This window comes from Arthrobacter sp. StoSoilB22, from assembly GCF_019977315.1.
In the GTDB taxonomy this organism is placed as follows: Bacteria; Actinomycetota; Actinomycetes; order Actinomycetales; family Micrococcaceae; genus Arthrobacter.
The window spans coordinates 3495825-3517219 of the sequence record NZ_AP024652.1 but is presented as its reverse complement, the minus strand read 5'-3'; the positions used below and the strand labels follow the sequence as shown (position 1 = coordinate 3517219).

General features: G+C 61.5%; 19 protein-coding genes. 13 read left to right on the top strand and 6 right to left on the bottom strand.

Annotated elements, in window-relative coordinates; all coding sequences use genetic code 11:
• Position 1: 1 nt before the first annotated feature.
• Entirely contained in the window at positions 2 to 1147 is a 1146-nt protein-coding gene (locus tag LDN70_RS16310) for a glycosyltransferase family 4 protein (protein ID WP_223940800.1), read from the top strand.
• The gene (locus tag LDN70_RS16305; RefSeq protein WP_223940799.1) at positions 1148 to 1966 is read left to right on the top strand and encodes a PIG-L deacetylase family protein; all 819 of its coding nucleotides are present in this window, start codon (positions 1148 to 1150) and stop codon (positions 1964 to 1966) included.
• Here the strand turns inward: LDN70_RS16305 and LDN70_RS16300 are convergent.
• Together LDN70_RS16300 and LDN70_RS16295 are read right to left on the bottom strand one after the other, a co-directional pair.
• Positions 1958 to 2878, bottom strand: coding sequence for a GGDEF domain-containing response regulator (locus tag LDN70_RS16300; RefSeq protein WP_142938147.1), 921 nt, complete (start codon positions 2876 to 2878; stop codon positions 1958 to 1960). The genes LDN70_RS16305 and LDN70_RS16300 overlap by 9 nt on opposite strands.
• Positions 2875 to 6381 carry a hybrid sensor histidine kinase/response regulator gene (locus LDN70_RS16295; protein ID WP_223940798.1) on the bottom strand — a complete coding sequence of 1169 codons (3507 nt, stop codon included), beginning with the start codon at positions 6379 to 6381 and terminating at the stop codon, positions 2875 to 2877. Before LDN70_RS16295 ends, LDN70_RS16300 begins: the two co-directional genes overlap by 4 nt.
• Positions 6382 to 6599: 218 nt before the next feature.
• Between LDN70_RS16295 and LDN70_RS16290 the strand changes: the two genes are divergently transcribed.
• From LDN70_RS16290 to lepB, 3 genes are all read left to right on the top strand, one after another.
• Positions 6600 to 7022: a VanZ family protein gene (locus LDN70_RS16290; RefSeq protein WP_223940797.1), complete on the top strand. Its 423-nt coding sequence runs from the start codon at positions 6600 to 6602 to the stop codon at positions 7020 to 7022.
• Positions 7023 to 7118: 96 nt separating this feature from the next.
• The gene (locus tag LDN70_RS16285) at positions 7119 to 7760 is read left to right on the top strand and encodes a hypothetical protein (protein WP_223940796.1); all 642 of its coding nucleotides are present in this window, start codon (positions 7119 to 7121) and stop codon (positions 7758 to 7760) included.
• 28 nt (positions 7761 to 7788) lie between these two features.
• The gene (lepB, locus tag LDN70_RS16280) at positions 7789 to 8511 is read left to right on the top strand and encodes a signal peptidase I (protein WP_223940795.1); all 723 of its coding nucleotides are present in this window, start codon (positions 7789 to 7791) and stop codon (positions 8509 to 8511) included.
• Between the two features lie 13 nt (positions 8512 to 8524).
• Here the strand turns inward: lepB and LDN70_RS16275 are convergent, their stop codons facing one another.
• Positions 8525 to 9505 (bottom strand): LCP family protein, encoded by a 981-nt coding sequence (locus LDN70_RS16275; RefSeq protein ID WP_223940794.1) that lies wholly within the window; start codon positions 9503 to 9505, stop codon positions 8525 to 8527.
• 500 nt (positions 9506 to 10005) lie between these two features.
• On the opposite strand from LDN70_RS16275, the gene LDN70_RS16270 reads away from it, so the two are divergent.
• On the top strand, positions 10006 to 11019 hold the full coding sequence (locus tag LDN70_RS16270; protein WP_223940793.1) for a LysM peptidoglycan-binding domain-containing protein: 1014 nt from the start codon (positions 10006 to 10008) through the stop codon (positions 11017 to 11019).
• Between the two features lie 10 nt (positions 11020 to 11029).
• Here the strand turns inward: LDN70_RS16270 and LDN70_RS16265 are convergent, their stop codons facing one another.
• Positions 11030 to 11626, bottom strand: a complete 597-nt coding sequence (locus LDN70_RS16265; RefSeq protein WP_142938154.1) for an arsenate reductase/protein-tyrosine-phosphatase family protein — start codon at positions 11624 to 11626, stop codon at positions 11030 to 11032.
• 189 nt (positions 11627 to 11815) lie between these two features.
• Between LDN70_RS16265 and paaA the strand changes: the two genes are divergently transcribed.
• The 6 genes from paaA to LDN70_RS16235 are packed head-to-tail and all read left to right on the top strand — an operon-like array spanning position 11816 to position 16736.
• A complete protein-coding gene (gene paaA / locus LDN70_RS16260) occupies positions 11816 to 12811 on the top strand; it encodes a 1,2-phenylacetyl-CoA epoxidase subunit PaaA (protein WP_024817856.1) in 996 nt (331 codons plus the stop codon).
• A complete protein-coding gene (gene paaB, locus LDN70_RS16255) occupies positions 12811 to 13242 on the top strand; it encodes a 1,2-phenylacetyl-CoA epoxidase subunit PaaB (protein WP_142938155.1) in 432 nt (143 codons plus the stop codon). Before paaA ends, paaB begins: the two co-directional genes overlap by 1 nt.
• 11 nt (positions 13243 to 13253) lie before the next feature.
• The gene (gene paaC / locus LDN70_RS16250; RefSeq protein WP_223942673.1) at positions 13254 to 14171 is read left to right on the top strand and encodes a 1,2-phenylacetyl-CoA epoxidase subunit PaaC; all 918 of its coding nucleotides are present in this window, start codon (positions 13254 to 13256) and stop codon (positions 14169 to 14171) included.
• A 5-nt stretch (positions 14172 to 14176) separates the two neighbouring features.
• Positions 14177 to 14734, top strand: coding sequence for a 1,2-phenylacetyl-CoA epoxidase subunit PaaD (paaD, locus tag LDN70_RS16245; RefSeq protein ID WP_223940792.1), 558 nt, complete (start codon positions 14177 to 14179; stop codon positions 14732 to 14734).
• A gap of 8 nt (positions 14735 to 14742) precedes the next feature.
• Entirely contained in the window at positions 14743 to 15948 is a 1206-nt protein-coding gene (gene paaE, locus LDN70_RS16240; protein ID WP_142938157.1) for a 1,2-phenylacetyl-CoA epoxidase subunit PaaE, read from the top strand.
• A gap of 8 nt (positions 15949 to 15956) precedes the next feature.
• Positions 15957 to 16736, top strand: a complete 780-nt coding sequence (locus LDN70_RS16235; RefSeq protein ID WP_223940791.1) for an enoyl-CoA hydratase/isomerase family protein — start codon at positions 15957 to 15959, stop codon at positions 16734 to 16736.
• A 55-nt stretch (positions 16737 to 16791) separates the two neighbouring features.
• Here the strand turns inward: LDN70_RS16235 and LDN70_RS16230 are convergent, their stop codons facing one another.
• Together LDN70_RS16230 and LDN70_RS16225 are read right to left on the bottom strand one after the other, a co-directional pair.
• Positions 16792 to 17241 (bottom strand): hypothetical protein, encoded by a 450-nt coding sequence (locus LDN70_RS16230; protein WP_223940790.1) that lies wholly within the window; start codon positions 17239 to 17241, stop codon positions 16792 to 16794.
• Between the two features lie 12 nt (positions 17242 to 17253).
• On the bottom strand, positions 17254 to 18813 hold the full coding sequence (locus LDN70_RS16225; RefSeq protein ID WP_223940789.1) for a chitinase: 1560 nt from the start codon (positions 18811 to 18813) through the stop codon (positions 17254 to 17256).
• A 157-nt stretch (positions 18814 to 18970) separates the two neighbouring features.
• On the opposite strand from LDN70_RS16225, the gene LDN70_RS16220 reads away from it, so the two are divergent.
• Entirely contained in the window at positions 18971 to 21340 is a 2370-nt protein-coding gene (locus LDN70_RS16220; RefSeq protein ID WP_223940788.1) for a glycosyltransferase family 2 protein, read from the top strand.
• The last annotated feature ends 55 nt before the right edge of the window (positions 21341 to 21395 follow it).

Genomic DNA, 21395 nt, shown 5'->3' with positions numbered 1-21395 from the left:
GATGAAAGTTTTGCATCTGGGCTTCGAGGATCCCCGCATGCCCGGGGCAGGGGGAGGGTCTGTGAGGACCCACGAAATCAATCGCCGCCTGGCGGCACAGGGCTTCCGCATCACTGTCCTGACCACCCGGTATCCCGGCTGGCAGGAGCGTGTGGAGGACGGCGTGCATTATGTCCCCATCGGCATCGGATCGGGAAAGAACCGTTTGACCAGGTTGGTTGCCTATGTTGTCCGGCTGCCGTTGGAGGTACGGAAACGCCGTCCGGCTGCCGAGCTGGTGGTGGAGGATTTCTTTGCGCCCTTTTCCACCATGGCCGCACCCCTCTGGACCAAACGCCCCACCATCGGCGTTGTCCAATGGCTTCACGCGAGGGACAAGGCGCGGCAGTACAAGCTACCTCTGCACTGGATAGAGCGGCTGGGCGTCCGGAAATACCGCAGGCTCATCTCCGTGTCCCAGGGCATCGCGGCCCGGCTCAAGCAACTGAACCCGGACGTGCAGGTGGATGTGATCGGTAACGGCGTGGACCCAGGTATATGGAACACTCAGCCGCACCTGGGACAAGATGTCCTCTTTCTGGGGCGCTTGGAGTACGGGCACAAGGGCCTGGACCTCCTTCTGGAAGCCTGGGCTATCGCCTGCGAGCAGGTGGAGGGTAACTTGCTGATTGCCGGCACGGGCCCGGACGAAGAACGGTTGCGCACGTCCATTCAGCAAGCGGGTCTCTCCGATCGCGTGCGGATGCTCGGATGGCTGTCCGGCGACAAGAAGTTTCAGGCACTCAGCGACGCCCGTTTGTTGGTTGTGCCGTCCCGGCACGAGACCTTCGGACTGGTGGCCATCGATGCCCTTGCGGCAGGCACTCCGGTGATCGCCTTTGATATTCCCTGCCTCAAGGAGATCGTCCCGCCGGGCACGGGGTGGATCGTGGAAGCGTTCGATGTTAAGGCCCTGGGAGAAGAGATTGCCCGCCGCTATTCACAGGCGGGGTTGGCGCACGTGGCTGAGCAGGGACGAAAATTTGCCGCCGGTTATAACTGGGATGCGCTCGCCGGGATGCAGGCGCGGACCTACCACAGCGCGCTTGCCCACCTCAATGAACTTCAAACCCGGCAGCAGCCTGTCCGCCACGTTGAAAGGTCCTGAATGCCGTTTCCGTCACGAGTTGAACGTTCCATGGCAGGCGACGCGCCGTGGCTGTTTTTGTCACCCCATCTTGATGATGCTGTGTTGTCATGCGGTGCGCTGATTGAAGCACAGGCCCGAGGACGCGAGATTATCGTGGCCACGATCTTCACCGAGGCAACACCGGCACCGCTTACGCGCGCAGCACGGTCCTTCATGCGCCAATGCACCGTTCCGGACGCCGGGGAACTGTTCCAGGCGAGACAGTCCGAGGACCGCGCCGTCTTGGAGGACATGGGAGTGCAATCCATACATTTGGGGGAGGTGGACGCACTGTTCCGACGCCGACGCAAGCCATTAGCGATGGGGAGCAGCGCATGGGACCGGCTGCTCCCGGAGCTGACGCACCGGTACCCCACCTACAGGTTTGATATCGCGCACGGAAGGGTCGCCAAAGGGGATCGGACACTCATCCGCCAGCTCCGCACCGACGTCGCAGTTCTCATGGCGCAAACCCAAGCCGAGCTGTTGTTTTGCCCGGCGGGTGTGGGGAAGCACGTGGACCACCTCATCACTCGCGAGGTAGGCAAAGGACACCCTGAGAACGTGGTGATGTATTCAGACTTTCCCTACGATCTGACGGCCGGCCCGGATGAACGGTACTTGTCCGCTATGGGATTCGTTCCGTGGGCCTGGGACGAGGGCCTTGACGCAAAACCCGGGCGCATCAGGCAATACCCCACACAGGTAGATGCACTGTTTCCCGGCGGAGTGATCCCACTGAAACCGGAAACATACTTTGTGCCCGGCCGTGGCGGGCCTAGGGCGCGGTCATTCTGAGCGGAGGGCACCAGCCAAGGACACCCGGTTCCGGCCGGAGGCCTTTGCCGCGTAGAGCGCCAGGTCAGCTTCACGCAGGAGTTGTTCGGTTCCTGCCCGGTGACCGGCGGTAAAGGCGGAGATTCCAGCGCTGATGGTCAGGACGCCGTCGGGATCGCCGGAATGTTCAATCCTCAAGTCCTGCACTGCGGACCGGACACGCTCCATGACAGTCCTTGCGCCGTCCACATGCTGATCGCGCAGGACAAGGAGAAATTCCTCGCCGCCAAACCTGTAGACGGCATCGGACTTTCGTACCGCGCCGGCCAGCGTCGACGCAATGGCAATCAGTGCGGCGTCGCCCGCCTGATGGCCGTAGATGTCGTTGTAGCTTTTGAAATTGTCCACATCCACCATGGCCAGGCAATAGTCGTGATCCTTGTTGCCCCCGCCGTGCAGCGTGCCGAGGTCTTCGGCCAGCTTCAGGCGGTTGTGCAGTTTGGTGAGGGGATCGGTCCGTGCCTGCTCTGTCAGCGCCGAACGGTACCGGGCAAGGTCCGCGTGCAAGGAGGTAATGCGGTGGGCCGCAAGGAGACGGATGTGAAGGCTGAACGGATCCAGTGGTTTGGTGACGTAGTCGTCAGCTCCGGCTTCCATTCCGGCCAGAACGTCTTTCCGTGAACCGTGGGAGGTCACCAGGATCACGTAGGTGTAGCTGTCGGCCTCGGCCGCACGGATGGCGCGGCAAAGATCCAGCCCGTTGAGGCCGGGCATCATGAGGTCTGTCACCACAGCTTCGGGGCTGTGTTCCTTGTAGAGTTCCCAGGCCGAGTCGCCGTCCACGGCCACGATGCATTCATGGCCGGACTGTTCCACGGCGGCTTTGGTGATCATCCTGGAGATCTGGTCGTCGTCAGCGATGAGGATTTTCATGACGTTCCCCGCAGTGGTGCTTCCCGCACGTGTGCCCCCGTTAGTGTTCGTTCAAGTGCTTCGTCCACGCGCGTGAGTTCGGCGCGCAATTGGTCCAGTATTGGCAATCCGCTGGCTCCAAGGTCTGGTCCCGCAACGTGGCCCAGCCGTTCCAGTTCCTTGCACAGGCCGGCGGCACCGGCTGCTCCTATATTGGCGGACGCGCCGGCAAGCTTGTGCGCTGCGGCCTCCACCCTTGCGGCGTGCCCGGTGTCCAGCGCCCATCGCAGGGTGTCCAAAGCTCCTTGGGAATCCTGCCGGAAAGCCTTCACGGCTTCAGGCAACAAACCCAAACCGTCGGCGGGCCCGAGTTCGCGGAGGATCTCCAGTCGCGCCAGGTCAAGGACAACAGAGTCCGACGCCGGTGCTTCCGCCGGCGCCGCAACAGCGTCCACCACGGCGTCCGGCGCCGCAACAGCGTCCACCACGGCGTCCGGCGCCGCAACAGCGTCCAGCCCGCCAGCCGCCGTCGACTCTTGCTCTTGTTGCGGTACCCAGCGCGAGAGGACCTCAGAGAGCTTGGTCAGATCCACGGGCTTGCTGATGTAGTCATCCATGCCAGCAGCGAAGCAGCGCTCGCGGTCCTCGTCCAGGGCGCCGGCCGTCATGGCGATGATGGGGATTCTGGCGGCGTGGCCGTTGCGGGCACGGATGGCCCGGGTCGCGTCGAAGCCGTCCATGACCGGCATGTGGCAGTCCATGAGGACCGCTGCGTACTTGCCGGACAGTGCCGCGGACACGGCTTGCTCGCCGTCGTCCACAATATGTACTTCGTAGCCGAGGCGGTTGGCCATTCCGCGCGCCACCAACTGGTTTACTTCGTTGTCTTCGGCCACCAACAGCGTCCCGAGGCGGGGCCTGGGATCCGAAGTTTCAACAACGGCAAGCACCGGCGGTGAAGCCGCACCAGCGCTCTTGGTGGCCAGCACGCGCAGGAGGCGGTTGTAGAGCTCGGAGCTGCGGACGGGTTTGGTGAGGTATTCGCGGATTCCGGCTGAGGTGAGGTCGCTTCTTTCCACCTGCATGGTGGAGGTTAACAGGATGATTCCCGGGCCGCCGGAGCCGTTGGCGTCGTTCTTGATGTTGCGGGCAAGTTGGAGCCCATCGGTGTCGGGCATGCACATGTCCACCACCGCGATGTCGTACGGGTGGCTTGTTAGGGCAGCGGCACGGTATTCGTCCAGGGCGGACGCAGCGTCGGCAACGGAGACGGGAAGCATGCCCCAACTGGCCAGTTGTGTTTCCAGCACCAGACGGTTGGTGGCGTTGTCATCCACCACCAACACCCGGCGGCCGGCCAGCGTGACAGGTAAGTCTTCCGTGTCGGAGGAGGCCGGGCCACGGGGCAGTTCAAGGTCGAACCAGAACCGGCTGCCCACTCCGGGCTCACTGTCCAGTCCGATCTTGCCACCCATGACTTCGGTGAGGCGCCGGGAGATTGCCAAGCCGAGTCCGGTTCCTCCGTAGCGGCGGGTGGTGGAAGCGTCTGCCTGGGCGAAGGATTCGAAGAGCCTTTGATGATTCTCGGCGCTGATGCCAATGCCGGTGTCCCTGACCTCGAAGCGAAGTGATGCGTTGTTCGCGTCCTGGGCGAGGACTGAGACCTGGACTTCCACTTCGCCGGTGGGGGTGAACTTGACGGCATTGGATGACAGGTTCAGCAGAATCTGCCTGATGCGGCCGGCGTCGCCCATCAGACGTGCCGGCACATCCGGGTGGCAGTAGGAAATGAGCTCCAGGTTTTTCCCCTGTGCAGCTTCCACCACCAGCCCCGCTACTTCCTCCACTAACGCACGGGGGTCGAAGACGTTGATGTCCAGGTCCACTTTCCCGGCTTCCAGCTTGGAGAAGTCAAGGATGTCGTTGATCAAGGTCAGCAGGACCTCGCCGGCGCCTTTGACTCCTTGGGCGTACTGCCTTTGTCCTTCGCTGAGGGGCGTGTCCATCATGAGCGAGGTCAGGCCGATCACCGCGTTCAGTGGGGTGCGGATCTCGTGGCTCATGGTGGCCAGGAACTCGGACTTGAGGCGGCTGGACTCCAACGCTGCCTCGCGGGCTGTCAGTAGTTCTTTCTCGGCAGCTTTGCGTTCGGTGATGTCGCGGGAGATGGTGGCCACGCCGCGGATGCCGGATTCACCCCGCACCGGGGACAACGTCACGGACACCGGAATGACTTCGCCGTCGCGGCGTCGCCTCTGGCTTTCGTAGTTCTGCACCTCACCGCTTTGTGCGGTGCTTTCCAAGGCGAGGCGTTCGTTCTCCATCAGTTCCTGCGGAACGAAGAAGTCTCCCTTCCGTCCGATTGCTTCAGAAGCTGGGTAGCCGAAGATCCTCTCGGCACCGGGGTTCCAACTGGTGATCACGCCGTCGGGGGTTTCGCCGATGATGGCGTCGCCGGAGGAATTCACGATCGCCCCCAGCCCCTCCAGCTCTGCGGTGCGTTCGGCCACTTTCGATTCGAGGTCACGGGTCAGCGTCACATTTTCGACGACGATCAGCACCTGCCGCACCATCACAAAGACAATCACCACCAGCCCGGTGAGCAGCAGGACGCGGTCCTCCCCGATGGGGCGGCTGCGGGAGAAGAACACGGCACTGAACACGGGCAGGTAGGGAAGCAGCTCAAGGGCTGCGGCGTAAACCCGCCCGTCTTTTTGCGTGGTGCCGGCTTCCGGAAGCAAGGGGCTCAGGGCCACCAACAGGAAGGCCAGTACCCACCCCAACGCCAAAGGGGATCCCGTGACACCGGATACGCCTTGGAGCGTGAAACTCATATACGCCATATCCGTGATGGCGAGGACCCAGAAGCCAATTCCCAGGCTCAGCCAGGGAAGCCTGCGGCCCCGGGCTGCGCGCATGGTCAGGACGATCACCACGGAGACCATGAAGACGTCTGCGATGGGATAAGCCATCTGTGTGGCCTGGGCAAAAGCGTCCTGGCCGGTGGCCCCGGCCAAGGGTCCCAGCACGGAGCTCCACGCAATGAAGAACGTAGAGCTTGCCACTACTCCTGCGTCCAGGATGGTGCGACGCAGCGGGATGCGGCGCCCTTGGCCTTTTAGCAGCAGCACTAATCCGATGGAGGTGGGCAGCGCGTACCAAACAAAGCCGACATCCGCGAAGGACGGGAAAGGGTACTGGTGGTTCAGGGTGATGCCGTTGATGGTCCAGACTGTTTGACCGGCGCTCCAGATGGCCAGGCCGGCCACGATGAACCAGCGACCCGGATTGTTGTCCGGGTTTCTCCGGCCAGCAAGGGCAGCGAGGGTATGGGTTGAGAGCGCGGTGAGTGCAGCCAGAAGGATTGCCAGGTCGCCGGCGAGTTGCGCCGTCGTGGTTCCTGATCCGCTTGCCAGACCGAAAGCCAGCAAAACCAAACAGACCCCAACAGGCACCAGGAAGAGCGGCCAACCATGCCGCAAAGCCGGGCGCGTATGAAGAACCCCGTGCTTCACTCCTGCCACTGAACCCCCGCCTTCAAAAGTGGCCCCACCAAAAGCGAACAAACGCGTTTATCCAGCGCTGAGGAGAGCATACGCCGAAAAGCCCGGTTGAGGGATGGATCACACTCATAGTCCATGCGTGTTGGGCCACCAGGGCGGCAGCCCGTTCACTCCTATAGTTGGTGTAGTTCACTGCCGCAAACCCCAGACGGCGCCGGAAGCCTCAGGAAAGGCCAGAAGTGCTTGTACGGCAGTACGCCACGTGGTGGCTAAAGACCCTTTTCATCGCCTACCTGGTTGCGCTCGCATTTGTTGTCTTCCTGCCCGCACGCGAAGCCAGCACGGTCACAGGTTTTGTGGGGGTCATTGCCGGCTGGCTTTCGGTTCTCGGCATTCCACAGGAGGCGGCGGGCATCGGAGTGGAATTCATGGCGAACATCGTCATGTTTGTCCCTTTCGGGGTGTTTGTCCGGCTGCTGAAACCAACGCTGTGGAAGTGGTGGCCGCTTGCCCTTCTCGCTGCTGCATCGTCCGGGACCATCGAAGTCGTTCAATTGCTGATACCTGGGCGGGTGACTGCTTGGTCGGACATCGTTGCCAACACCTTGGGGGCCTTGGCGGGCCTGGTGGTAGCCAAGAGGCTCGCGTCCACTATCCGGTAGAAGCGGGCGGGACAGCCTAGCCCTTCCTACTACAGCAGCTGTTGCCCTGCGTCCCGGGTATCGTAACGTCGGCTCAAAATGAGTGAAAGAAGAGCGATGAGCAACGAAGGTACCGTTTCCAAGCCGCATGCCCGTCGCGCTGTGGTTAAGGGCGTGGCATGGTCCATGCCCGTCATTGCTGCCGCCGTTGCGGCCCCCGCTGCGGTAGCCTCCGTGAACACCCTGGGCCTTGCCTTCACAGCTTCCTCCACATCGCTGCTCAGCCTCCGGCTACTGGACGGAACCAGTGCACTCACGGCCCAGTCATTGGTCACCGTCCCCACCATCCTTACCCTCACCAACGGCCCCGGCGCGGTCACGGACAACGCTCTGGTGACAGTGTCGATTTCCCGCCCTACCGGCATCAACATCCCGGTTGGCCGAGCTCGCGGATTCGGTGTGTACTCCTTCAACGGGACAGCCACCACCGCCGGCCAGCGCACTACGACGTACCAGTCCGCGCCGGTCATCGGACAGTACGGCTTTCCCTCCACCACGTGGAGCAACAGCGTCCCCATCACGGTGGCGAGCAACGGCACACTGAATCTGCCGATAGTTTTCGGATTGGCAGGCACCAGCACCGGCGTATCCGTCAATTTGCTGGCGTCATTCCCGGTCACCGTGACCGTGGTCATTGGGGGTCGCACCCTGATCGCAACCAGTAGCATCTCCGTTCCGATCGGTGCGGGCATCCTCTAGACCTTCAACGCTGATCCTTTCCGCAAACATGACTCCCAAGACGGTGAAAGCCCGTACGCTGCTCCGCTCGCCATGGATTCACGTCCTGCTCGCACTGATGGCGGTGTCGCTGGTTCAGGGATTCCTTGTGAAGGTCTACTCGGTGCCGTCGGGCTCCATGGAGCAGACACTCAACGTAGGTGACCGGGTGCTGGTCAACCGCACCGCTTACACCGGCTCGGAACCCAAACGCGGCGACGTCGTTGTTTTCAGGAAACCGGCGGGATGGGGGCCAGCGCCCCAACGCGGCACCCTGCGCACAGGAGTTGGCGGGTTTGGTGAGGTGACCGGAATCGGCCCCGCCAACACCGAATACCTGGCCAAGCGGGTGGTCGGTTTGCCCGGCGATGCTGTGGAATGCTGTGACGTCGGCGGACACGTCACAGTCAATGGTGGGGCCGTTGCGGAACCCTACGTTTTCGAGGATCTCGCGTTCATTACCGGCAGCACGGACTGTTCGACGACGGTGAGGTCGCCGCGCTGCTTCGGGCCCATCCTTCTTGGCGAGGATCAGTACCTGCTCTTGGGCGACCACCGCTCCCGGTCCGAGGATTCCGTTACCGCCTGCCGGGCCGCGGGGTCAACGGGTAGCTGCGTCAAGACTGCCGGCCGCGCAGACATTATTGGCCGTGTGGACGGATTCCTGTTCCCGTTCACCAAGTGGGGAAGCGCCCACACCATCACACAGCCCCTCACCAGCGCCCAGCGATGAGGGCCCGATTTGCTCACTGTCCTTTATCAAGGGCATGCGCCACGATGTACGTGCCCAATTGGTCCTTGGAGAGTGCGGTGGCGATGTCCGCGATCGCCGTGGTGTCAGCCAGGACAATCGACTGCCCGTCCGCTGAGGTTCCCGTGCCAAGGGTGGGAAGGGTAAACATCACTATGTCCTGGGCCCGGACATCCTTCATGGACAGGGAGAGACTGCCGATCGCAGCAGCATCAAGGTTCTTATCCACGCTCACGAACGGGGACACCGCCGAGACCATGTTGCTGATGGTCACCGGATTGGTCAGTGTTTCGCGGGCAATGATTTTGCCCATCACGGACTTGAGGTATCCCTGTTGGTTTCGCACACGTTGGTAGTCGCCGTCACTGAACGCCAATCGCTCACGGACAAAGGCGAGGGCTTCATCTCCATCAAAGGTCTGCTTGCCAGCCTTATAGGTCTGTCCGGCCATGGGTCCTGAGCTTGGCGCAAACGGAATCTTCACGTCCACCTCCACGCCGCCAAGAGCATCGGTGAGGCCCTTGAAGCCCTCGAAATCGATCATGGCTACGTGGTCGATGCGTTGATCAAAAAGCGTCTCCACAGTTTGAACCATCAGGGGGACACCACCGTAGGCGAGGGCGGCGTTGACCTTTGATTCGCCTTTTCCGGGAATATCAATCCACAGATCCCGCATCAGGGATATTGCATAGGCTTTTTTTCGGTCGGCGGGAAGGTGTACCAACATTAGAGTGTCGGCGCGCTGGTTAGTTGCGGCATTGGTTTCAACGTCCACGTCAGAACCGCGTGTATCACTGCCCATCACAAGAATGTTCATTGCCGTGTTGCCGTCGGCTTTCTGCGGCCGGGTGGACTCTTCAGGAAAGGCATTCTCAATCCTGGTAGAGCCTGAGTTGAAAGTTTGTATCAGCGTGAATACATAGGCCCCGGCAATAAGCCCAACAACAAGCACTGCCGCCGCGAATCCTAAAAGCACATTCCTGGCGGTCTTCCTACTCTTTGGACTGTGTGAACGTCGTTCCGCGGAGCGGTTTCGGGCAGGGGTGGGGAGCGTCATGTGTTCCTTGGTGTTGGCAGCAGCAGCGAGGGCTTGGCCCAACGTACTGCGGCGGAGCGCTGACGAGCCGATTGCTGATCCGTTTGATCCATGCCCGGGAATCAACGATTACTGCCTGCTGGACGACGTTCCAGGCCGGTTGGAGCAAGTAGTCCATTTCCGGAAACTGCGTAATGCCCAAGTAACCGTTCCGGCCCTTGGGAGGAAAGTCGAGTAGTTCCTACTCGTGCACCGGGAACAGCCCATTCCTACTATTGAAATTCGTAGGGTTATTGCACTTCCGTTCCTCCGGCTCAGCGGTGGACTGCACCCCCGCCCTTTGTGGGTGGTGCTCCTCCCAATACGTAGCTGCGCTTTCTCATTTGGGCCAAGATCGGCCTGCATTGCGCGGTCCAGAGCCATGGATTCCGGGGTTTCCCATGAATATGAATGACTTAGATCTTCAAACTTCCCTCACAACCAAGAGCGGTGGCGATGTTCGGCAGCCGCAGTCCACAAAATCCAAGCTGTTGATTGCCGGCGCAGTGCTCGCGATATTAGCTCTGATTCCCTTGCTTTTCGGCGTGGTGAACTGGGCGACGCAACCGGCAGGTGATGTTGACCAAACTGTTTCGCAGGACCAAGTCCCGTTCTCCAAAGGCGACGGGGCCCAACCGCCTGCAGCCCTGCCTGTCCAGGACGTGGAAGCAGAAGCTGCGCCGCCCGCAGCTGCAGTGCCCGCAGCGGTTCCTGCACCCGCAGCCCCGGCGCCGGAACCCGCAGCGCCGGCTCCGGATGCTGTGGAGGCACCGATAGTGGCGGCCGTCCCTGCAGCGCCGGCTGGTGACCCCAACCTCTACACGGTTGCTTCGGGGGACACGGTTGGTTCCATAGCTTCCCGCTACGGTGTGGATGTTACTGCCATGTTGGCTGCCAACGGACTCAGCGCCTATTCGGTGATCGTGCCGGGACAGGTCTTGAAGCTCACCGGACCGCCTGTGGCGGTAGTCGCACCAGCACCAGCACCGGCTCCAGCCGCTCAGGCTGCACCTGTCCAGGCACCAGCCGCGGCCGCTCCCGCTGCTGCCGCCCCAGCTCCGGCACCCGCTCCCGCTCCGGCGCCCGCCGTCAGGACCATCTACGTAGCAGGAGCCGGCGGGCAATCCATGGTGGATGCTTGCATCGGGCCGATTCACTACACGCCTACCAACGCCTACGCCACGTTCATCACGGAGCACGATTTCTGCGGAGGTTGGGGACGGTTCTCCGGCATCAGCGTGGGTGAAACCGTCTCCATTCCGGGTTACGGAACCTTCACGGCCACCGGCAGGGGCCAGGTACCCAATCCGGGAAGCACCAATGATGTGGCAGCAGTCTTCGGCGGATTTCCCGCAGTGGTCCTGCAGACCTGCATCCCGGGCACCAGTCAGATGCTGGTGATTGCGCTCAACTAATCAGGAAATACTAGGCCGGCGCCGTCAGGCGCGCGAACCGGAGGATGCCCAGGATGGCCGGGGCCAGCTCATCCTCCATCTGGTGGTAGACCTCTTCCGATCGTCGGTAGGGGTCTACCACGTCGTTGTCTGCAGGATCGGAGGGCAACGCGAGGTGGCGGACTGAGGCCGCGCGGCTGGGAAGTGCGCGCCAAAAGTCCGTGATGTCTTCGGCCGGGGGAGTATCGCCACGGTTCTCCAGCACCGCCAGCATCCGGGCAAATTCGCGGACGGTGAAGGTGCGCTTCAACAGGGACGCATCCAGCTGAAGGACCTCGCCGCGGTGCTTGGATGTCATGGCCAGCACCAGGTCGGTTTCTTTGAGGATCCGGGGGGTCAGTTGCCTGGCTGCGAAGTCGTCAGGGCTGCCGCGGAATGTGCTGATGATTTGGGCTGAGAGCGGCTGGATGGGTTCTCCCACCATGGCCCGCGTTCCGGCACTGCGAACCTCAAAGGAGCCGGGGCTTACCTGGTTGAGCCCCGTTTGCAGCAACCGTTCGGCCACGGGGGAGCGGCAGATGTTCCCTGTGCAGACGGTGAGAATCCTGAACGGCTGGGGCGATTCCACGTAAGGCTCTTTTCTAGCGTTGATGGGGGACAACTGGGGTCCCACCCCAAGTTAACACGGCGGGCAGCGCGGATCTTGTCAACAACGCGGAGCCGCTGAATCAAGTCCAAACGCGGGAACGAACGCTTGACTGAAATCACCCGCTCCGCATATTCTGAACGAACGGTCGGTAATTTATTAGGAGCAACCATGGCATCGCAGAATCTGCAGTCAGTGCCCGCTGAGCTGTCCCCGGAAGAGCAGGAGCGGGAGGCGGCCGGTCAGGCGTATTTTGATCGCATCATTTCGGAGGACTCGCGCATTGAACCGCGCGACTGGATGCCGGCGGCTTACCGCAAGACTTTGCTGCGCCAGATCTCGCAGCACGCACACTCGGAAATCATCGGCATGCAGCCGGAAGCCAACTGGATCACCAGGGCGCCGAGCTTGAAGCGCAAGTCAATCCTCATGGCCAAAGTTCAGGACGAGGCCGGTCATGGCCTGTACCTCTATTCGGCCGCTGAGACCCTGGGCCAGTCCCGGGACCAGATGATGGAAGACCTGATCGCCGGTAAGGCCCGGTACTCGTCCATCTTCAACTACCCCACGATTTCCTGGGCAGACATGGGAGCCATCGGTTGGCTTGTTGATGGCGCTGCCATCTGCAACCAGGTGCCCTTGTGCCGTGCCTCGTACGGTCCTTACGGTCGCGCAATGGTGCGCATCTGCAAGGAAGAGTCGTTCCACCAGCGCCAGGGTTTCGAAATCCTGCTTGAACTCTCCAACGGCACACCTGCCCAGAAGCAGATGGCCCAGGATGCAGTGAACCGCTGGTACGCACCATCTCTGATGATGTTCGGCCCGCCGGATGACGATTCACCTAACTCCAAGCAATCCATGGCGTGGAACATCAAGCGCTTCAGCAATGACGAGCTGCGCAGCCGGTTCGTGGGCATGATGGTGGAGCAGGTCCGGGTACTCGGCCTGACCCTGCCTGATAAGGACATCCGTTTCAACGAAGAAACCAAGAAGTGGGAGCACGGACCTTTGGACTGGAACGAGTTCAAGGAAGTCCTGGCCGGCCGCGGTCCCTGCAACTCGCAGCGCGTCGAGCGCCGCCGCGAGGCACACGAAAATGGTGCCTGGGTTCGCGAAGCCGCCGTGGCCTACGCCCGCAAGCAAGCACAGAAAGAGAACGCAGCATAATGGCTCCTCACGGTAACCCGGAAGCACCGGCCAGCGCCGCCAGCGAAATCAACCGCGAGGCCCCCAAGGTTGCGGCCACCACCAACGTTGAAAGCACGACGACGGCACCAGCCTCAGGCCCGGACGTCGCCTCGCATGGGGCAAAGGAAGAGTCTCCCTGGTCACTCTGGGAGGTTTTTGTGCGCTCCAGCCGCGGCCTGTCCCACGTGCACGCCGGTTCCTTGCACGCACCGGATGCGGCCATGGCCCTCCGGAATGCCCGGGACCTCTACACCCGCCGCAATGAAGGTGTCTCCATTTGGGTTGTCCCGGCCGAGGCGATTTCCTCCAGCGATCCCGATTCCAAGGGTTCCTTCTTCGAATCCCCGCAGGGCAAGGATTACCGCCACGCAACGTACTACACCAAGAGTGAGGGCGTGAAGCACCTGTGACTGCCAAAGACGTGAGCACCAAAGATACTGACTTCGCAATCGAAGGCCACGGCGACATCTCCGTTGGCGTGCACGGAGCAGGTGCGTCCGGCGACGGTTCGGCAAGCGCCACCCGCATCACGCCGGGCAACGCATTGCGCCCGGAGGACATTGCCCTTGAGATCAGCCGGGGACAGGTCAAGCCCACCGACGATGTTGCAGAGTTTGCCCTGCGCATCGGCGACGATGGCCTGATCCTCGCCCAGCGCCTGGGCCACTGGATTTCCCGGGCCCCCGAGCTTGAGGAAGACATTGCCCTCGGCAACATCGCACTGGACCAGTTGGGCCATGCAAGGTCGTTCCTGACCTATGCCGGTGCCGCCTGGGGCAAGTCCGAGGACGACCTCGCGTACTTCCGCCGCGAACACGAATTCCGTTCCGCCCACCTGTTTGAGCAGCCCAACGGCGACTTCGCGGTGACCATCGCCCGGCAGTTCATTGTGAGCTTCTACCAGTTCGAGCTCTACACCAAGCTCATGGAGTCCACCGATCCCACCATCGCTGCCATCTCCGCGAAGGCCGTGAAAGAGGTGGATTACCACCGCGACCACAGCGCACAGTGGGTGCTTAGGCTCGCCGGCGGCACTGATGAGTCCCGTGCACGCATCATCCAAGGCTTCAAGCTGGTGTGGCCGTATGTGGACGAACTCTTCGAGGATGACGATCTCACCACCCGCCTGGCTGAAGCTGGAGTTACTGTTCAGCCTTCCAGCCTCCGTGCGGAATTCGATCGCCTCACCGGCAACATCCTGGCCGAGGCAGAGCTGGAAGTTCCCGGTGTCCCGCAGTCATTGGGCGGCGGGCGGCACGGCAAGCACTCCGAGTTCCTGGGCTACATTCTGGCTGAAATGCAGGTCCTGGCCCGCGAGCATCCAGGCGCGAGCTGGTGACCAGCATGGCGATGCAGTCAAAGACGGCTGAGCAGCGGGCCTGGGACATCGCGTCCACGGTCTGCGATCCGGAAATCCCGGTCCTCACCATCGAGGACCTGGGGATTCTCCGCGGCGTGCGGGTTGTTGAGTCGCCTGAGGCGGCCACCGCAGATGGCCAGCACGACGGCGGCACCTCAACTACCGCCGTCGAGGTCACCATTACGCCCACGTACTCGGGTTGCCCGGCGATGGATGCCATTGGTGACGACCTGCGGACAGCCTTCCAGAAGGAGGGCTACGCGAGCGTGCACGTGAACCTGGTGCTGTCTCCGGCGTGGACCACTGACTGGATGACCGAGTCCGGCAAGGCCAAGCTGGAGGAGTACGGGATTGCCCCGCCCAGCGGCATGGCTGCCGCCGGGGGCCATGCCGGTCCTATTCGCCTGAGCCTGGCTGTGAAATGTCCGCAGTGTTCGTCGTTGAACACCAAGGAAATCACCCGCTTTGGTTCCACGTCCTGCAAGGCGTTGTTCGTCTGCCAGGACTGCAAGGAACCGTTCGACTACTTCAAAGTCCTCTAAGGAATTCCATGACCACCGAAACCCAGACGGCCAGCCGCCGTCGTGCGTCTTTCCACAACCTGACCGTCGCGGAAGTCCGGCGCCTCACGGACGATGCCATTGAGGTCACGTTTGGTGTTCCGGCCGAGCTTGCCGGGCAGTACGACTACCTCCCGGGGCAGTACGTCGCCCTGCGCGCCACGCTGCCGGATGAGAACGGTGAGCCGCACGAGGTCCGCCGCAGTTACTCGATTTGCGCAGAGCCGCGCAGCTTTGAGGACGGCAGCAGCGAGATCCGCGTGGCCATCAAAAAAGACCTGGGCGGCCTTTTCTCCACGTGGGCCAACGCCGAGCTCAAAGCCGGGGATGTCCTGGATGTGATGAGCCCGCAGGGTGCGTTCATCTCCCGGCACGGCAGAGACGGCGCCTCGGTTCAGCACAACGTCATGAACTCCATGAACCACCCGGAGGAGCTGGCGGGGGAGCCGGGCAACTTCGTGGCGATCGCCGCGGGTTCGGGCATCACGCCGGTCATCGCCATCGCCCGGACGCTGCTGGCCGCCAATCCGGAGACAACTTTTGACCTGGTGTACGCCAACAAGGCTGCCATGGACGTGATGTTCCTCGAAGAGCTGGCGGACCTGAAGGACAAGTACCCGTCCCGCCTGGCATTGCACCACGTGTTGTCCCGCGAGCAGCGCATTGCACCGCTGATGACCGGACGTATCGATTCCGAGAAACTTCAGGCCCTGCTCAGCAGTGCCATCCGTGCCGAGGACGTGGACGAATGGTTCCTGTGCGGGCCGTTTGAGTTGGTCCAGTTGTGCCGCGACACCCTCGCTGCCCGCGGCGTGGAGCCCGAGCATGTTCGGTTCGAGCTGTTCACCACGGGCCGTCCGGATCGTCCCGAGGGCAACGCCGGCCGCCCGGTTGTGGAGGACGAGTCGCAGGACACCTACAAGATCACCTTCACCCTGGATGGGTTGACCGGTGATGTTGCCAGCCCCACCCACGCCCGCGAGTCCATCCTCAACGCTGCATTGCGCGTCCGCCCTGACGTTCCGTTCGCGTGCGCCGGCGGCGTTTGCGGCACCTGCCGTGCCAAGCTGATCACCGGTACGGTGACCATGGATGAGAACTACGCCCTTGAACAGGACGAGCTGGACAAAGGCTACGTCCTCACCTGCCAGTCCCACCCCACCAGCGAAGAAGTTACCGTCGACTTCGACGTCTAAGGAGTCCCATGATCGAGCTCTCCCTTGCCAACGGCATTGCCGAAATCGTCCTCAACTACCCGGACAAGCTGAACTCGCTCAACGAGGACGCGCTTGCCCAGCTGGACAAAGCGTACGACGACGCTGCTACCGCCGCCTCACGCGGTGAGGTGCGGGCGCTGCTGCTTCGCGGAGAAGGCCGCGCCTTCTGTGCCGGGCGCGACATTTCAGGGGTGACACCGGAAACCGATGATGCCCAGGCTTATCTTGGCGGACTTGTTGAACCGCTGCTGAGGAAGATGGCTGCGTTCCCGGCGCCCACGTTTGCCGCCGCGCACGGCGCCTGCCTGGGGGTTGGGCTGGGACTGCTGCTGGCCACGGACGTGGTGTACGTGGCGGACAACGCCAAGTTCGGGTCCCCGTTTGCGAAGCTTGGGGCCACGTTGGACTCGGGCGGGCACTGGTACTTCACGGAACGTCTGGGCATGCACCGCACGCTGGACCTGATCTACACCGCGGACCTTATTTCCGGGGCGGAAGCCGTGGAGCAAGGAATGTTCAGCCGGGCGATGCCGGCCGATGTTTTGCTGGACGAGACGCGGGCTATTGTTGCGCGCGTTGCCGTTGGCGCCACTGAGGCCTTCAATGCTTCGAAGGAACTGGTGGCGCACATCCGCGATCAGCGCCTGGGCCTGTGGGCATCCATGGCCGAGGAAAACTCGGAACAGGCACGGCTCTGCAAAACCGACGATTACGCCGAGGGTTTCCGTGCGTTCCAGGAGAAGCGGGCTCCCGTATTCAAGGGGTGACTGGTGGCCGTGGCCGCGACTACCGAAACTCTTCATGCGCTGAGAAGGTTCGGATTCACCAACTGAAGGTGTTGGTGATTGCACGGTCGGTCTTGTAGTCGGCCTTATCCGGATAGGCCCAGCGAAGGATTTTGTACTCGTCTCCCCGCTGTATCGCTTCAATGGCAACAAACTCTTGGTTTCCTGCCCGGTTGAACTCCACCACTATTCCGAGAATCTTTTCTTTCCCGGGGATCAGCTGGTAGATCTTGGGCACCCACATTATTGGCTCTTGGTTGGCCTCTTGCTTGGCAGCTGCTTCCGCTTCGCTCTTCTTACAGTCCTCCACGCTTTGTTCACTGGAACTGTCCAGGTGCTCGCAGAATTTGCCGTTGTGACCCGCCAATGAGTAAGCGAAGGTGGTGCCGAGATCGCTGGCTTTGGCGTCGTCGTGCCCCTGAGCGCATCCACTCAGGACAAGGGTGGCCGCTGCAAGCAATGCCACCGCTGTCAGGTACTTCCTCATGCTGTGTTGCTCCTATTTTGCTGCCTGGCCGGCAAGCACCTTGGCTAATTCTTCGTTGCCTAGTTTCATCCATGCCGAATCCGTTGAGCCTTGCAATGCGGCTTCCGGACTCTGCGTTTGGACCCACCATTTGGCTTCGAAGACGCGCTGGTCCAGCATCACCCGGTCGCCCTTGTGGTAGACGGTTGTGGCAGACCACGCAGGGTAAGTTCCTAGGGGCACAGTGACCTCAGGCTGGGGCCGGTCGCCGGGCAGGACGGGCCCGATCAGTTTCCAAGGGGCCGCTGCCCGGTCCGGGACGGGGTCATTGGGAACGTCCTCTTTTGTCCACCACTTGGCCTCGTAGACGTTGCCTTGCCACACGATCCTGTCCGACTGCACGTATGTGGCTACCGGCGACCACACCGGGTAGGGGCTGGTGGTTGGGTCATCCACTACGGCGGTGGCAGTGGTGGTTGGCAGCATCGGGCTGGGTGAGGATGTTGCTTTGGAGCCAATGTCTGTACCCAGGACGTCGGAGAAACGCGCGGCGCCTTGTGGCACACCGCTGCAGGCGTCGGACACCACAGTCAGGGTGGGGTAGTTAGGCCCGCATTCGGCATCCCGGTTCAAGGACCACATGGACATGCGGCCAACACCCTTGCTCTGCGCGAAGTCGTGCAAACCCTGGGCGTCGGACAGGGTGAACACGTCAGCCACAATGTCGTTCTGGCCGATCATGGGAGTCAGGCCGATCTTGCGCCACAGGGTCTGTGCACCAAGACTCTGCTTCGCCGCCGAGTACGCATCGTCCAACTGGGCATGCGTTGCCTCGGCGGCCGCGATGGAGGCCTGCAGCATCGACTGCCCGGCCACCCTGCTTTCGCCATAATCCATGGTCATGATGTTCACACCGGCCAGTTCCACGCCGCCGGAGAGCATCTGAGCGACGGCGGCCGTCCCGTCCGCGGTCAGCCCCGATGGGGCCACGGGTAACGTCAACCAAACGGACAGGCTCTTGCCCTCGGCCTGCCGGTCTTTCTGTAGAGCGGAGATGGCTTTGGCTTGCCGTGCGATGGCTGCATCGTCTGTCAGGGCGGTGCCCTCGATGTCCAGGTCAATGGTGTTGAGCTCGTAGCGTTCAACCACAGTCGAATAGGCCTGCTGGAGCCGTTCGTCGTCCCTGCACGCGGTGGCGAGTTCCTGGTTGGATAACCCGCCGAAGGAAACGGCGATATCGCCGCCGGTTTGCCGGAGGCGGGCTATGCGCCGGTCAAGATCAAGGTCTGAAGCGGCTGCGTCCAGGCTGTAGAAGGATCCCCAGGAGGGGGTGCATCCGTCCTTGGCATCGGCCACGATGAAGGACAGGACTACTGATTTGCTGGTGGCGCCGGCCGGTTGCTCAAACGCGTACCGGGGTGTTGCCGTCACATCAACGTATCCCATGAAATGCGATGGTGACGCTGCCGCGGCACGGGTATCGGTGTAATTACGCCAGGAAACGACGCCGGCACCTACAACTACCGCTATGACGGCCAGCAGCACGGAGAGCCGAACCCAGGACAACTTTCGCCCAGGAAAGTGCTTCGACATTATTCCCCCAACATAATAAATTTCCCTGGACCGCATTGGAATCCAAGGCTCCTGTTATCGATTACTATAAGGGCAATTGGCGACGCTTCTGCCACGGAAGCGTACGTTCAACCGGCTATGCGGCCGGAAGGCGCGTTTCGCAGTCTGATGGGGAATAATGACGGACCAGTTGGTTGATTTATCCGACGTCGAGCGGGATCCCAAAGAGCATCCTGCGGACCGTCCGGAAAATGCAGGTAGGAAGAGGCAATGGGGGTCTGAGCGGCGGTCTGAACCGTTGGCTATTGTTCATCCGACGCCGTCTTCCCGGAAGATCGTGCTCGGCAGGCTCGCCATGCTTGTGACGGTAGGGGCTTGGCTCTACTACGTGGTTTCCACCATTATTCGGCAGTTTGTTGACAACCCGAACTCGGGATTCCGATTCGGATTTGAGTCCATTTCCTACCTCATTGTTGTGACGTTCTTGACCTTTTCCGCCTTGATGTACCTTATGGCGCGGCAAGGGGCGCTGTACCGGTTCAAGGAGCATCGCAGGGTACCCCGAGGCGAACTTGACGCCCACTTTGCCAACTATAAAGAGGCCGTGACGGTGTTGGTGCCCTCCTATGCCGAAGAACCGCAGGTGGTCAGGGGAACGCTGTGGTCGGCTGCACTCCAGGAGTTTCCGGATTTGCGGGTGGTCTTGCTCTTGGACGATCCACCGCACCCTACTGAGCCGGAAAAGATTCACCGCCTTGAACAGACCAGGGCGCTGGCGGGTCAGATCGCGGATGCTTTGTCCTCCCCGGCGGAACGTGCGAACAAAGCCCTGAATACCTTCCGGGAGAGGCGCGGATTGCTCCTTCAAGAGGGGAGCCGGGGCGTAAATCAAGCAGACAAAGCCCATGAGCTCGGTCTCCTGATTGCGGAATATGAAGCGGCCGTGGAGTGGCTGGAAGCGATGGCTGAAGCCGAGACTGTAGAAGACCATGTGGACGAGTTCTTTGTGGACCTGGTCATCATGGGACTGGCACGTGAACTGAGGCTCGTTCTGTTGGCGCTGGACGCCGCAAAAGCCCAAAACACGGCGCCCAGCCCCGAACGGATGGAGCAGCTTTACCTACGGCTCACGTGGATTTTCAATGTCCGCACTGAGACTTTTGAACGTAAGCGCTACGCCAGCCTTTCCCACGAGGCGAACAAGGCCATGAACCTCAACGCCTACATTTCCCTCATGGGTAAGCGGTGGCGGCGGGAAGAGACCGCCGGGGGCGTGGTGCTTCGCCCGTCCCTGGTTCCGCGTGAAGACGATGTGTTGGTTCCGGACAGCACCTATTTGCTGACCTTGGACGCCGATTCTCTACTGCTGCGGGACTACTGCCTGCGGTTGGTCTATTTCCTGGAATCTGCGGGCAACGAGCGTGTGGCAGTTACGCAGACCCCGTATTCGTCGTTCCGCGGTGCGCCAACCCGCATCGAGAGGATTGCCGGTGCCACCACGGATATTCAGCACATCCTCCATCAAGGAATGACGTTCCATGGAGCCACTTTCTGGGTGGGTGCCAACGCGATTATCCGCAAATGCGCCATTGAGGACATCGTTGAAGTTGAAACGGTTGGCGGGTTCGAAATTCGAACCTATATTCAGGACCGGACCGTCATTGAGGACACGGAATCCAGCATTGACCTGGGAACCCACGGATGGACCCTGGTGAATTATCCCGAGCGCTTGAGTTACAGTGCCACGCCGCCGGACTTCGGTTCCCTGGTGGTGCAGCGTCGTCGCTGGGCAAATGGCGGACTGCTGATCCTTCCCAAGCTCTGGAACCAACTCTCGCTGCGGCGAAGTCAACGCCAACGGATACTGATCCGCGAGGTTCTCCTGCGCGTCAATTACATGGCGTCTATTACCTGGGCCAGCTTTGGGCTTCTATTCCTCTTGGCGTACCCCTATGACAGCAGGCTCCTCAGCCCTGCAGTCTTCATTGCCGCCCTGCCGTACTTCCTCTGCATGGGGTCGGACCTCCGCGATTGTGGCCACCGCTTCAGCGACATATTCCGCATCTATGGCTTCAACCTCATCCTGCTGCCGGTCAACCTGGCCGGTGTTTTGAAGTCTCTCCAGCAAGGCCTCACAGGGGACAAGATTCCCTTTGTCCGAACCCCCAAGGTCAAGGACCGCACAGCAGCCCCCGCCATCTACGTTCTCATTCCCTACGCAATCGTCGCGTTCTCTGTCCTGACGGTTTGGCGGGACGCCCAACAGGGCAATTGGGGCAACGTCGCTTTCGCCTCACTGAACGCGGTGTTGGCCATGTGGTGCATCCAGGCATACATCGGCTTGTGGAACTCCGTGGTGGATGTTGTCCTAGGGGCGGTCAACTGGCTTTACGTTGAACCGAAGAAGAAGGTCAAGCCGGAATCGTTGGTTGTTCCCAAGACTCCCGAGGAAGTGGATTGGGAATCCATCCTCTACCACGGTGACCGCCGGCTCAACCGTGACCTCCGCGGCGGGACGGACCGCCGTCGTCGAATTTCACTGCGGTAGTCGATTTACGGAGGCTTATCAAAAAAACAGGGCCTTCCGCCTGATGGCGGAAGGC